This window comes from Synechococcales cyanobacterium T60_A2020_003 (assembly GCA_015272205.1).
Taxonomy (GTDB): domain Bacteria; phylum Cyanobacteriota; class Cyanobacteriia; order RECH01; family RECH01; genus JACYMB01.
Genome location: JACYMB010000215.1, coordinates 1 through 11,788, shown reverse-complemented (window position 1 = coordinate 11,788; position 11,788 = coordinate 1). Strand labels below are relative to the sequence as shown.

The window sequence follows — 11,788 nt, the reverse complement described above, 5'->3', positions numbered from 1 at the left end:
GTACCTCAACTCACGCGCCTCTCATCCCGACGCTGACCTTTCAGGTACATCGCGGGGCTTGCCGTCTAAAAGCTAAAGATGATAATCCTAGCCCTCTTCCTCCACGGGAACCATCGAAAAGACCTGCTTTTTTAGATCTGCCATCGGTTGAGCAGTGGGGGCTTCGAGCTGGGGGGGCGTCGGAGCAGAGGCAACATTCAGCGTACTTGGCCCCACGATGCCGCCCGAAATCAGCACCTTAAACGCATCTTCCGTAGAAATCGCAAGCTTTACCGCTTCACTCTCCGGCACAATGGCATACCATCCCGTCGTCGGGTTTGGCGTTGTGGGAATGAACACACTCAGCATGGATTCTGAACTGTGGGGATGAACGCCTGTACCCAGAGTTCCGGTCACAAAGGCGATCGCCCACATGCCACGCCGGGGATATTCAATCAACACCACCTGCCGAAACTTGCCGCTAGAGTCGCGCAGCACTGTTTCCAGCAATTGCTTCAAGGTTTTGTAGATTGCGCCTGCCAGCGGAATCGCCTGCAAAATGCGCTCACCCAGATCTAGCAACCATCGTCCCGCAATATTACGAGCCATCAAGCCAATCAGCAAGATAAAGAACAGCGGCACGGCCAGCCCCACCCCTAAGTTCAATAAATCGCCCAGGAACGGATTGAGGTCGTTAAACGGATTAAGCTGCTTGGGTATCCGAGTCAAAAAATTAATGACCCATGTGGATATGGTGAAGGTCAGCCAGATTGTGGTCGCCAGCGGAATCACCACCAGCAAGCCTGCAATCAGGTCGTTCTTCAAATCTTGCTTCAAGTGTTTGAACACCAATCGCTTAATCTCCTTCAGATGGCTGACAGACTCACAGGCAGGGAAAGCATGGGAACGGGAAGTCGGCAGTCGGCTTTTCGAAAACCGTATCCCCAAAAAATGAGTCAGGTTATACAGAATTTTAGCTTCTCACAGAGCATTCGACGATCGCCTCAGCCTCACCTCAACGTGTCCCTTGGGAGAAACATGTATAAAGGTGTACCACTTCACTCATTCAAATGTTGCAGCTTTCTTCCTTTTTAAGACGTATGAAGAAATGTTGCAAGGTTCGGTGATGAAAAAACCTGGTGCTTTCCACCAGGCGCTACTGATTATTATGCGAGGAATGATGCCAGAAACAGGATTTGTGCAAGGAATGGGGCGATCGCGCACCCATCAAAACAGCCGAGGTTGGGATTCGGCGCTTATCCGACCCATCTCAGCCGAAGACAGACAGAGGGCAACCTAATCAAAGCACTTGATCCAGCACCAGCGTGGCCAAGATGGCAAACCCAGTAATGCTGAGCGCGAGCAAGGGATGTTGACCTTGACTCACGGCAAACGAGGTCACCACGCCTGCTCCCAATCCAGCCGTCACCGCCGCCGTGATCCAATCTTTTTCAAACTTCTTTTTATACATAAAGACTGCTTTTCTTAAAAATCAGGATGTTCAATGACAAGAGTTCCTCATCACCCTATCACCCCTGTTTTTGTCCCTGGAGCGCCAGTCGGCATCTCGTAATCAAGCTTTAATTTCACTGATATTTCTTAACAGGACAGGCGCTGAGCGATCGCCATCGCCATTCCCTCCATGACAGCGGTATCCCTCGCCTGTACCCGGTTTGCCAGGGCTGGATCAACAGATGCTAACCCTATCCAGATTAAACGGCGATCGCCCCCGGTCAGTACCAGGGTTGTATTGGGATAGCGATCGCCCCAGTCCTGAATAAAATCCCGCACGCCAGCGGTCAGCATATGGAGGACACCGCTGAGAATGGCATCTTCGGTTTGGGTCGCCCAACGGGGAGGATAACGAACGTCCTCAACAGAATCAAGCGTTACCAGCGGTAAATCTGCCGTATGCAGGCTCAAACTCTGAAACTGAAGCCGCACCCCCGGTAAAATTGCCCCACCAATGAACCGAAACTCCCCATCAACCCCTGTAACCGTGAGGGCGGTTCCTGCATCAATCACTAACGCTGGCCTGTGATACCGAGCCACCGCACCGCAGACTGCCAACGCCCGATCAATCCCCAAGGTTGGATACCCATCCTTTAACGGAAGATCGGCAAGCGTGAAGCAGGTTGCCCTGGGGCAATAGGTAACCCACTGAGCCGTTTGCGCCGGGACAACGGAGGCAATGTACAAATCACGGTCTTTGAACCGCTTTGCTCCGTTCGGACAAGCCTCATCGATAGATGTAAAGTCAAAGTCTTGGCTGACTAAACGGGCGATCGCCTCTGGTACCAAATGGGACGTATGCCAACCCTGCTGCACCTCGGCTCCCGTTCCCCACGCCCAATGCAGTCGCGAATTCCCAATGACCAGCGCAATCCACTCCAAGGGCACCTGAGCCATACTGAATTTTCAATAGCAGTTCTCAACAAAGTTTTATTGTTGCAAATAAATTGATTCTTCTTTAATATTTTCAGTAAGGTCGCCTTATTGAGGGGAAATAACCACAGATGTATACTCCGACCTCGCTCAAAGCAGAGCTAAACAGCCGAGGCTGGCGCATGACTCCCCAGCGCGAAGTAATCCTCAATGTCTTTCATGACTTGCCCGAAGGCAAACATCTTAGCGCTGAAGATCTTCACACTTTCTTGCAGGAGCGTGGAAAGGGCATTAGTCTTGCCACCATTTACCGGACGCTAAAGCTGATGTCTCGTATGGGGATTTTGCGAGAGCTAGAGCTGGCCGAAGGGCACAAGCACTACGAAATTAACCAACCCTCTCCCCATCACCATCACCATCTCATCTGCGTGCGCTGCAACAAAACCATTGAGTTCAAAAACGATTCCATCCTAAGAGCGGGAATCAAAGCTGCTGAAAAAAACGGCTATCACCTCCTGGATTGTCAGCTCACGATCCATGCCATTTGTCCAACCTGCCAGCGATCGCTCATGCCGGTTTGAGCGAATTGGATGGAAGGGCGATCGCCCAATGTCCGTCTAAACAGGTAATGTATCCGCATTCAGTCGATGTAGAAGGTCTAGCACTTGCGTCGCCGTTAGCGGTTTGGCGTAGAAGCATCCCTGCCCATATTTGCAGCGCATGCGTCTGAGAATCATTTTCTGCCGCTCGGTTTCAATGCCTTCTGCAATCGCATCGATGTGCAACACCTGGGCAAACCGGAGAAATGCAATGGGCGAAGTAACCTGCCAAAAGATGTAGTGGTAATGATGTCCAGATGCAAGATCCGCCAACGAAATCATCCTGTAAATCTCTTGCAGGTGCTTTTGGTCTCCGACATCCGCAGATGTGTTTCCCTCTAAAGACGGGTTAGACGCAAATGCCTCCTCCATAAAAAGCGCCGTTTGCAGCAGTTCCTGCTGGAGATGCACCACCACTTGCCCAATGGCTGCTCGATAAAGCCAATAGTACGAAACCACAAAAACGACACTGAACAGCAGCGTGAAACTGATCAGCAACTTTTCACGAATTCCGATGTAAACCTGGGGAAAATAAACCCATTTCCATTTGCTCATGCGATCGCATCGCCTGATTACAGGTAAGCCTCAGCAGTCTCATCTCGCGCTAGCTGTGGCAGGTTAGGTAAAACAGGAATAAGTAAATTGAACGAAGACTGCCGTCAGCCTATGCGAGAGTTGGGGGAGTTTACGACCAGAAAATCTTTTAACCCTCAAAATACCGATCTTAAGGGGAATGGATAACACCCCTAAACAAGCTGTAAAGGAAGAGTCGAGAACTGTTCTGGACTGGAAAAACTCCTATGGGTGTCGTTTCAGCACTCACTCGAGATTACTATGAGTATTGAACTATGCTCAGTATGCCCGTTTGCCTGTACCAGGATCTCCGTAACCTTACACAACTTTATTAAAACGTTGCGCAATCTGTGAACTTTCCCCTGTTCCTAATGAAACTAAAGCACATCCTGACCCGTCAGAGCGACGAGATCATTTCCCCTAACGAAACGATAGAATGGATTTTCCAAACCTTGCTCATGCTTTGTCGATTGCCAATAGTCCAGTCTAGCGGTTAATCTACAGGCAAATTAAAAGCAACCCCCTACCAACTTGCTGTGCTGAGTGAAAATTCTTCCTCCCATCAGCCGCAAGTTGCTATCATCCCCGGTGTGAGACGCGAACTCAAGTGAGAACTAGCTGTGAATATTCCTGAACTCTTTGTGAAAGGTGGCCCTGCCATGTGGCCCCTGCTATTACTTTCAATGTTGGCTCTCAGTGCAATCATCGAGCGCATCTGGTTTTGGTCAAAGATTTTAACCCGCGAACGCGAAATTGCAGGTCGGGTTCTAGAAGCGGCTCACCGAGATTGGATTGCAGCGTCAGATGTCGCACGCCGATCCATCGATCAGCCCATCGGACGCTTTTTATACGCTCCCCTTGGGCTGCAAAATCCGCCACCAGAGGTCTTTCAACTGGCGTTAGAATCGGCGGCAGATGAGGAACTGGCAGCCATGCGGCGCGGCGAAAAGGTTATGGAAGCGGTGATTGCTCTGGCTCCGTTGCTAGGACTGCTGGGAACGGTGCTGGGCTTGATTAGTTCCTTGGGATCGATCAGCTTAGGGGATATTGGAACCTCGGATACGCGAGGCGTGACCTTGGGAATTGCAGAAGCCTTAATCAGTACTGCCGCAGGTCTAATTATTGCGATTTTTACGGCTGCGTTTTATCGGGTTTTTCAAGGGCTAGTTGCGGGACAATCGAAACTGTTTCGTAAGGCCGGGAATGAGTTAGAGCTTTTATATCGCAAAGATTGGATTGAATCGGGATCAAATCTGCTTCCAGCCCGCAGTGCGTCTACTCCACCATCGCTTGCATCGCCACCTGAAACCAATTTAGTTGAAACGATTTTCAAAGACCCTAGTGAGAAATAGCGCGATCGCCCGTTCAGCGCACCAGAGGACTTTTTTTATGAAACTGCGATCGGAACACGCATCGGAAGAAGCCCGTATTGAAATCATTCCGCTTATTGACGTTATTTTCTGTATTCTGACTTTCTTTATTCTGGCCGCCCTGGGGCTAACCCGTCAGTCCACCATTGGCTTAGATTTGCCTCGCGCTTCTACGGGCAGTACCGAAATGCGGAACATGCTCATCGTTAGCATTGACCCGATTGGCCAAACTTACATTGAGCGTACACCTGTTACTCGCGATCAGCTCTTGGATGCGATGTTTGACTTCCAAGCCACCGATCCAACAGGCACGGTTGTTCTCTATGCGTCCCGGTCTGCCAGCTACAACGACGTGGTTGAAGTGTTGGATTTACTCCGTTCTGTGGGGGGCGATCGCGTTGGTTTAGCCACCCTGCCAGACAGCGGAGCGGACATGGAACTGACCGATCCATCCGCTATCCCTACCGATGTGCCTGCGCCCGGATTCGATCTCAATTCTGATCCGTTTCAGCTTCCAGGCGCACCCGGTGATCTTCCGCCGACGGACTCAGGAACCGTTCCTGGTGATGACTTGGTTTTTCCGGACTTTAACGCTCAGCCGACTCCGAGACAGAACGGAACAAACTAAGGCTTGCTCCGCTACTGGCTAAGGGCACGTAGAAAATTTTGTAATCCCGACAGTAAACCGGGTTTCCGCACAGGCGTAATGGGGGTATCTGACTCATTTCCCCCCTCTCCTGTGGCCTGCATTAGAAGGCGGGTGAGGTCATCCCCGATGGGCTTACTGGGCTGTTCAGCAATGAGAGTGTACTCACCATCTTCACCTTCTAAAAAGACCTGCCAGGGTGAAGGATAGCAGCGGAAGATGACGGCTCCTTCCATTGGACGCAGGTAGTAGCAAGAGTCGAATAGGCTTAAAAATCGCTCTCGAAGTTGGCGTCCGGCATAGCCAATTCCGATGGTGGCAACATCTTCTAAGCGTGGATTCAGCAGTACGACAGGGCGATCGCCCGCTGCGGTACAAAACGCCTCGACCTCTTGTACTTCAACGGAGGAGGGCTCTACGAAGATAATCAGCGTTTCTTCCGGCTGAATCTCGCTATTCATGTCACGAATGCCCCGAATGGCGTAGGGCTTTTCTCCCCAGTCGCGGCGGGCAAGGGCGGCAGCTCCAGCATCGGGGAAGATCACCCGAAGTTTGGACTCCAGGTCCTCAAAGGGAGCCAAGAAAGTCTGGGCGACGGGCATCACCTTCAGTTCGGGAAAGAGTAATTCCACCTGCAAGCGGGAGTAGCCATCGGCAAGGGCCGCTTGAGTTGCTTGTTTGGCTTGGGCGATCGCCCCATCGAGATCGGTTGGAAGTTGCGTCATGGAATGGTTGCAATCAAAAAAACTAAATTAAACAACTGTATTAAGTAACCCGACTGAATTAAAAACCAGATCTAGCCCTGCGCCGCCCGCACAGGGCCTTTGGGGTTTTATTTCTAGCTACTTAATGGGAGGTATCCACATATCCCTGAATATTTTCGGGATTGAAGCCTTTGAGAATTTTGGTGGCTTGGTTAGTGATGTTGGGCGCACCGCTCACCACAACCAAATATTTTCCTCGGGAGAGGCGATTCCGATAGGGTAAGGCATCGCCACTGCCGCTACTCAGTCCAACGCCACCGCCGACGAAAAAACTGCCCATTGCCCCAGCGATCGCCCCAAAAATGCCGCCAATAACCTCATTACCAAGACGGCCTGCCCAATCAAATAGGTCGTACTGAGTAGACATATTAAAGGCTACACCACCGATAAATCCAAAGGGAACGAGCCAGAAAGACATGAGCCGCGCCTGTCTCCGGGCTTGCTTCCCTGGCTCAAGAAAACCAAACTCATCTGCCGTTTGATAGCCCTTACCCAGAATAGCGACTTGCTTCATAGGCAAACCTTCGGCTTCCAAGGCAGTGTAGGCAGATTCAGCCTGAATGCGATCGGGCAATACAGCAATGACGTAGTTCATCCGCAACCGTAACGTGATTCAACCGTAAAACAGTACAAACCAAGCACTCCGCCAATGCAGCGATAGGCTCTTGGGTTTACCATATCATTCTTGCTGAGCATTTCTACTGTGAGCTTTCATCTGGCTGGGCTAGCTTGAACCTCCTGTGGCTGGAACGGGCGATCGCCCCTTTTGGGCAATTTTGGGGATTACATAGGAGCAGTCCGGAGTTCCCTAGTCTTTTAGGTGATTTTGTGCGGGTGTAATCCGAGCAAAATCGCCCGATTGCGTAAGTCCTGATTGATTGATCAACGGAAGCTGTTTCTTGAGGTAGGGTAGGCATGAGTCGGATGGTTGACGTCCCAACTTAGCCGTTCAAGAATCTTCTACGCTATTCTAGGCAGCATAAATTCTGGGTAAGCGTCGGGTGTGATGAACTGGCTTCTGCTGATTGCCGCACTTCTCATCTCATTTCTAGTCTTCACTTGGCTGGTGAGCGTCTTCAAAGCGACCGTCCGCGCCGCGATCGCCATTGCGGTGATTGTCCTAGCGCTCCAACTCTTCTTTGGAATCCAGTTCCCCGAAGTCTGGGAGCAAGTGCGATCGCTCTGGGAAAGGGTATGGCGATCGCTCCCCGGACGGTAAAGGAGGAGGTAGACCAATGGCGAAATTGCTCGTCACCGGGGCCAGCGGATGTTTAGGCTATAAGCTGTGTCAAGTGGCTCAGCAGCAAAGGTGGGACGTGTGCGGAACCTATGCAGTCCATCCGATCACGCTTCCCCATGGTGAGTTTGCTCAAGTGGATCTGTGTGACCTCTCCGCCCTAACCGAACAAATCGACCGTTGGCAACCCGACGCCATCATTCACACCGCCGCCCAAGCCCGTCCCGCCATTTGCGAACAGTATCCTGAAGAAACCTACGCGATCAACGTGCGCGTTCCCCAGGCGATCGCCTCTATCTGCGCTGCATCAAAAATTCCCTTTGTCTTTACATCCACTGACCTTGTATTTGATGGTCTTCAAGCCCCCTACAGTGAAGCTGACCCGGTCTCTCCCATCAACGTCTATGGACAGCAAAAAGCCGAAGCCGAACAGCGGGTGTTTGCCGTCTATCCCGAGGCGGTAATCACCCGAATGCCGCTGATGTTTGGTGAGGTTCTAGACCATGCCAGCAGCTTTATCCAGCCCTTTCTCGCCACTCTACGCGAAGGAAAACCGCTCAATCTATTTACCGACGAATACCGCACTCCGGTCAGCAACACCACCGCCGCCCAGGGATTGCTCCTCGCCCTGGAAAAGGGACGGGGAGAATTTTTGCATTTGGGGGGACAAGAGCGCTTGTCTCGCTACGAGTTTGGCCTAAAGATGGTAGAGGTGTTTAATTTGTCCCAAGCGTTAATTCGCCCTTGCAGTCAGAACAGCGTGCCGACGGGTGCGCCGCGATCGCCCGATACATCGATGAACAGTAGCAAAGCGTTTTCCCTAGGGTATGCTCCCCCCTCCGTTCAAGAGGAGCTTGAAGCGTTAAAAGGAACGATTTAGACCATGCCGCAGGTTTCAGTACAGGACTGGGTCGATAAAATTACCAGTGGCCAGTATTTAGGCAGTTTTCCAACGGATACGGTTCCCGCCTTGGCGAGTCGTCCCGATGCTGCGCATTTGATCTATGAGGCGAAGCAGCGCAGTCAAACCAAGCCGCTGATTCTCATGGGTGCGTCTATCGCAGACCTCATGCCCTACGTTCAGGGGAGTCCCTCCGAAGCCGAAGTTTGGCAGCGGGTGATGAATCAATACTTTCCGGGCGCATTGACCTTGGTACTACCTGCCAGCGATCGCCTCCCTCGGTCGATGAATCCCCTTGATCCCACAACGATTGGCATTCGCGTTCCCGATCGGGCGATCGCCCGCTACCTCCTCGCTCAAACTGGCCCCCTGGCCACCACCAGCGCCAACCGTTCTGGGGAACCTGCCCTACAAACCCAGACTGAAATTGAAGCAGCATTTCCAGAGGTGTTCACCCTTCCCCTGGATGTAATTCGCCAAATCGAACAGACCCCAGAGACGACGGACACCCCAGCCAGCTCTGGCATTCCCTCCACGGTTGCTAAGTGGACAGGTCAGGATTGGTACATTCTGCGCCAGGGTGCGGTGACCGTATCGAGCTAGATTTCACAAGGGGCGATCGCCCATTCCTAGATACTTAAAGCTTGCAAATCATACTCATAACGAGTATGATTTATATATCCACCTTGAAGCCGATTGAAAATTCACTGCAAATACCATTAGGCTCATGAGAGTGTAACGGCTTCGAAACCCTAAAACGCTTATGTACATTTTGAGATGGGGGGATAGAGGTAAACAGACAGAAAGAGATATATCCCTGAGAATTTCATGCCGGAGTTCCCCCAACGGCTTATTAGGACTGCTATACACTGCTATACACTGCCTTACCAGGAGGATTTTTCCATGACAGCAACAACCCCTAAAGCAATCAATATGGGTGCCCAACGCACCTATCCCACACGGATTGATATTCCATCGGAGGTGCGATCCCAGATCATCGCCATTTTGAACAAAACCCTAGCCGCAACCCTCGACCTCAAAACCCAAACCAAGCAGGCTCACTGGAACGTTAAGGGCAAAGACTTCTACCAACTCCATGAGCTATTTGACGAAATTGCAGGCGAGCTTGAGGAATACGTAGACATGGTGGCCGAGCGGGTCACGGCCCTGGGGGGCACGGCAATGGGAACGGCCCGCATTGCGGCCTCCGAGTCTATTCTGCCGGAATATCCCTACGACGCGGTGGACGGTACAGAGCATATTACGGCCTTGGCTGAACGCTTTGGTGCTTATGCGAAGCATGTCCGCACTGCCATTGATGAAACCGACGAATTGGGTGACGCAGACACGGCGGATCTCTACACGGAGATCTCTCGCACCATCGATAAGCGTCTGTGGTTCTTGGAAGCCCATTTGATTCAAAAATAGGGTTCACTTCGAGAATCCATGCTCGCGTGCAGGCGGCTTTCAGATTCTAAGCAGGCCGTGATGTGAAATACCAAAAAGCCGAATAGAGGGAGAATCCCTTTGTTCGGCTTCAAAATGCGATTTCGAGTCGTCGCAAATGTTCTATCTTGCCCTACTTGATACCCTAAACCTCTATGTCTACCTCTCCAAAGATCCTTGCCTTTGCTGGAAGTGCGCGTACCGGATCATTCAACAAACAGTTGGTCAAAATAGCGGCAAACGGTGCCCAAAACGCAGGTGCAGAGGTCACTTACGTTGACCTAAGAGACTATCCCATGCCTCTGTACGATCAGGATCTCTTTGACCGTGAGGGCTTTCCGCAATCGGTACTGGACTTTAAGGCTCTGATGAAATCCCATCAGGGCTTCTTGATAGCCTGCCCAGAATACAACAGTTCCATCACACCATTGCTCAAAAATGCGATTGACTGGGCATCACGAGCTGAACCGGGTGAAGCACCCCTAGCCTTGACCTGTTTCAAAGGTAAAGTGGCCGCCATCATGAGCACGTCCCCTGGTGGACTGGGCGGACTCCGGGGATTGACCCATGTGCGCTCCATTCTAGAAAGTATCGGAACCCTAGTGATTCCCGATCAACGCGCCATTCCCAGTGCAGCTAGTGCGTTCGACGGGCAGGGCGGCATGACAGATGAGGCGCAGCAAAAATCGGTTGAGGCGCTAGGGGCTGCGTTGGCCAATCTCCTGTTCAAGTTGGTATGAGCCCAGTAAATCAGGAAATGGCATTGGGGCGATCGCCCCAATTTGTACGGGCAGGTTCAGAACTGCTATGGATTGCGTCTTGTAACAATACCAGGCAATTCTCCGGCTCTGCCCTACCCGCGCGAGTACTCTTGAGAGGAAGATACGGAACGTCTCCCATCGAGCTTGATGATCTGAGTAAGACAGGCTTAATTTTGGAGAAACGACTATGCCTTCCCCTGAACCATCATCGACTCGCTCCTACGACTTCATTGGTTTTGGCGATGAAGTTCCTGGAATTTTAACCCTAGTTTCCGCTGCCCGCGAGTTTCAACGACGCACGGGCCGCAAACCCCGAACCCTCATCCTGTTCAAAGGCAGTTCGGCCAATGGTGTGGGCGGGCATCTTGTGCGCGGCGGATTGTCCTACCTCGATCGCAGCAGAGTTCCGTCTGATATTCGTCGTACCTACAATCTCCCCACCTTTGGTGAACCCTCTGCCCTCTATCAGGAATTTTTGCAGCGGTCTGAAGTTACCCAAATCGCCCTCGATCCCCGTAAAGCCAATCGCGCCTTGCGGCAAATGCTGGAGTCCGTCGGTGCAGATATTTTGAGCGGGATTGCCATTGATGCGGTGCTGAAAGAAGGGTCAGCAATTACGGGCATCAAGCTCACAAAAGGTGAAACCTATGTGGGCAAGCAGTTTGTAGACTCAACGGTTAACGCAGAACTCGCCCAAGCGGCTGGAATCCGGAAACTGCCCGGATTTGGCACCTTAGGACTGCCCCAATCTGAGCTTCCGGTTACCCTCGTGTTTGAAACCGAAGGATTATCCATCGATCGCCTGCGTCGCATTGAATACGAGTATCTCCGACGATTTACGAATCCTAACGATGCCGAAGCGCAGGGTTGGCTCAATATTGCGGCGGGCGGCGATCCGGTGCTTGCCGATTACCTGCGACGAGACTTGAGCGATCGCTTTGGCAATCTTAAAACCATGTGGATCGGGGCAGACTACATCGATGTCCGCAGCAAGGCATTGTCGATCGCCTACCATGCCTATCGCCACAAAAAGCTATCGTTGATTGAAAGCGGCATTGTGTTTGACAACGGCAATATTGCCCTCTTCCCCGATGGGCGAATGTCCTGGAATGCACTGTTGCTCTACG

Annotated in this window: 15 protein-coding genes; 9 read left to right on the top strand and 6 right to left on the bottom strand. The window is 51.8% G+C overall.

The genetic code is table 11. The annotated features are described in order from the left end of the window. Positions 1-87 precede the first annotated feature (87 nt). The 3 genes from IGR76_10835 to IGR76_10825 all read right to left on the bottom strand — a co-directional run bounded on the left by IGR76_10835 (position 88) and on the right by IGR76_10825 (position 2,388). Positions 88-828, bottom strand: a complete 741-nt coding sequence (locus IGR76_10835) for a DUF502 domain-containing protein (protein ID MBF2078988.1) — start codon at positions 826-828, stop codon at positions 88-90. Positions 829-1,279: 451 nt separating this feature from the next. Continuing rightward, positions 1,280-1,450 carry a hypothetical protein gene (locus IGR76_10830; protein ID MBF2078987.1) on the bottom strand — a complete coding sequence of 57 codons (171 nt, stop codon included), beginning with the start codon at positions 1,448-1,450 and terminating at the stop codon, positions 1,280-1,282. Positions 1,451-1,578: 128 nt separating this feature from the next. Then, a complete protein-coding gene (locus IGR76_10825) occupies positions 1,579-2,388 on the bottom strand; it encodes a pantothenate kinase (protein ID MBF2078986.1) in 810 nt (269 codons plus the stop codon). Between the two features lie 107 nt (positions 2,389-2,495). On the opposite strand from IGR76_10825, the gene IGR76_10820 reads away from it, so the two are divergent. Further along, positions 2,496-2,945 carry a transcriptional repressor gene (locus IGR76_10820; protein MBF2078985.1) on the top strand — a complete coding sequence of 150 codons (450 nt, stop codon included), beginning with the start codon at positions 2,496-2,498 and terminating at the stop codon, positions 2,943-2,945. 36 nt (positions 2,946-2,981) lie between these two features. On the opposite strand, the gene IGR76_10815 is transcribed toward IGR76_10820, so the two are convergent. Continuing rightward, positions 2,982-3,518, bottom strand: coding sequence for an EAL domain-containing protein (locus IGR76_10815; protein ID MBF2078984.1), 537 nt, complete (start codon positions 3,516-3,518; stop codon positions 2,982-2,984). Positions 3,519-4,156: 638 nt separating this feature from the next. Here IGR76_10815 and IGR76_10810 point away from each other — a divergent pair. Then, positions 4,157-4,888 carry a MotA/TolQ/ExbB proton channel family protein gene (locus IGR76_10810; GenBank protein MBF2078983.1) on the top strand — a complete coding sequence of 244 codons (732 nt, stop codon included), beginning with the start codon at positions 4,157-4,159 and terminating at the stop codon, positions 4,886-4,888. Between the two features lie 37 nt (positions 4,889-4,925). Further along, positions 4,926-5,534, top strand: coding sequence for a biopolymer transporter ExbD (locus IGR76_10805; GenBank protein MBF2078982.1), 609 nt, complete (start codon positions 4,926-4,928; stop codon positions 5,532-5,534). Between the two features lie 11 nt (positions 5,535-5,545). On the opposite strand, the gene IGR76_10800 is transcribed toward IGR76_10805, so the two are convergent. Both IGR76_10800 and IGR76_10795 read right to left on the bottom strand, forming a co-directional pair. Continuing rightward, positions 5,546-6,277 (bottom strand): DUF1995 family protein, encoded by a 732-nt coding sequence (locus tag IGR76_10800; protein ID MBF2078981.1) that lies wholly within the window; start codon positions 6,275-6,277, stop codon positions 5,546-5,548. A 121-nt stretch (positions 6,278-6,398) separates the two neighbouring features. Next, entirely contained in the window at positions 6,399-6,911 is a 513-nt protein-coding gene (locus IGR76_10795) for a hypothetical protein (protein MBF2078980.1), read from the bottom strand. Between the two features lie 411 nt (positions 6,912-7,322). On the opposite strand from IGR76_10795, the gene IGR76_10790 reads away from it, so the two are divergent. The 6 genes from IGR76_10790 to IGR76_10765 form a co-directional block, all read left to right on the top strand. Then, complete coding sequence (locus tag IGR76_10790) at positions 7,323-7,535, top strand: hypothetical protein (protein ID MBF2078979.1); 213 nt, start codon at positions 7,323-7,325, stop codon at positions 7,533-7,535. Between the two features lie 16 nt (positions 7,536-7,551). Further along, on the top strand, positions 7,552-8,433 hold the full coding sequence (locus IGR76_10785; protein ID MBF2078978.1) for an NAD(P)-dependent oxidoreductase: 882 nt from the start codon (positions 7,552-7,554) through the stop codon (positions 8,431-8,433). Positions 8,434-8,436: 3 nt separating this feature from the next. Then, positions 8,437-9,057: an L-threonylcarbamoyladenylate synthase gene (locus tag IGR76_10780; GenBank protein MBF2078977.1), complete on the top strand. Its 621-nt coding sequence runs from the start codon at positions 8,437-8,439 to the stop codon at positions 9,055-9,057. 330 nt (positions 9,058-9,387) lie between these two features. Continuing rightward, on the top strand, positions 9,388-9,882 hold the full coding sequence (gene dps, locus IGR76_10775) for a DNA starvation/stationary phase protection protein Dps (protein MBF2078976.1): 495 nt from the start codon (positions 9,388-9,390) through the stop codon (positions 9,880-9,882). Positions 9,883-10,055: 173 nt separating this feature from the next. Continuing rightward, the gene (locus IGR76_10770; protein MBF2078975.1) at positions 10,056-10,640 is read left to right on the top strand and encodes an NAD(P)H-dependent oxidoreductase; all 585 of its coding nucleotides are present in this window, start codon (positions 10,056-10,058) and stop codon (positions 10,638-10,640) included. Positions 10,641-10,848: 208 nt separating this feature from the next. Continuing rightward, on the top strand, positions 10,849-11,788 hold a 940-nt coding region (locus IGR76_10765; protein MBF2078974.1), incomplete at its 3' end, for an FAD-dependent oxidoreductase.

Bases quoted from the DNA above. Each gene is read 5' to 3' on its own strand.
- IGR76_10830 (MBF2078987.1), bottom strand. From the start codon at position 1,450: ATGTATAAAAAGAAGTTTGAAAAAGATTGGATCACGGCGGCGGTGACG.
- IGR76_10825 (MBF2078986.1), bottom strand. From the start codon at position 2,388: ATGGCTCAGGTGCCCTTGGAGTGGATTGCGCTGGTCATTGGGAATTCG.
- IGR76_10820 (MBF2078985.1), top strand. From the start codon at position 2,496: ATGTATACTCCGACCTCGCTCAAAGCAGAGCTAAACAGCCGAGGCTGG.
- IGR76_10815 (MBF2078984.1), bottom strand. From the start codon at position 3,518: ATGAGCAAATGGAAATGGGTTTATTTTCCCCAGGTTTACATCGGAATT.
- IGR76_10805 (MBF2078982.1), top strand. From the start codon at position 4,926: ATGAAACTGCGATCGGAACACGCATCGGAAGAAGCCCGTATTGAAATC.
- IGR76_10800 (MBF2078981.1), bottom strand. From the start codon at position 6,277: ATGACGCAACTTCCAACCGATCTCGATGGGGCGATCGCCCAAGCCAAA.
- IGR76_10795 (MBF2078980.1), bottom strand. From the start codon at position 6,911: ATGAACTACGTCATTGCTGTATTGCCCGATCGCATTCAGGCTGAATCT.
- IGR76_10790 (MBF2078979.1), top strand. From the start codon at position 7,323: ATGAACTGGCTTCTGCTGATTGCCGCACTTCTCATCTCATTTCTAGTC.
- IGR76_10785 (MBF2078978.1), top strand. From the start codon at position 7,552: ATGGCGAAATTGCTCGTCACCGGGGCCAGCGGATGTTTAGGCTATAAG.
- IGR76_10780 (MBF2078977.1), top strand. From the start codon at position 8,437: ATGCCGCAGGTTTCAGTACAGGACTGGGTCGATAAAATTACCAGTGGC.
- dps (MBF2078976.1), top strand. From the start codon at position 9,388: ATGGGTGCCCAACGCACCTATCCCACACGGATTGATATTCCATCGGAG.
- IGR76_10770 (MBF2078975.1), top strand. From the start codon at position 10,056: ATGTCTACCTCTCCAAAGATCCTTGCCTTTGCTGGAAGTGCGCGTACC.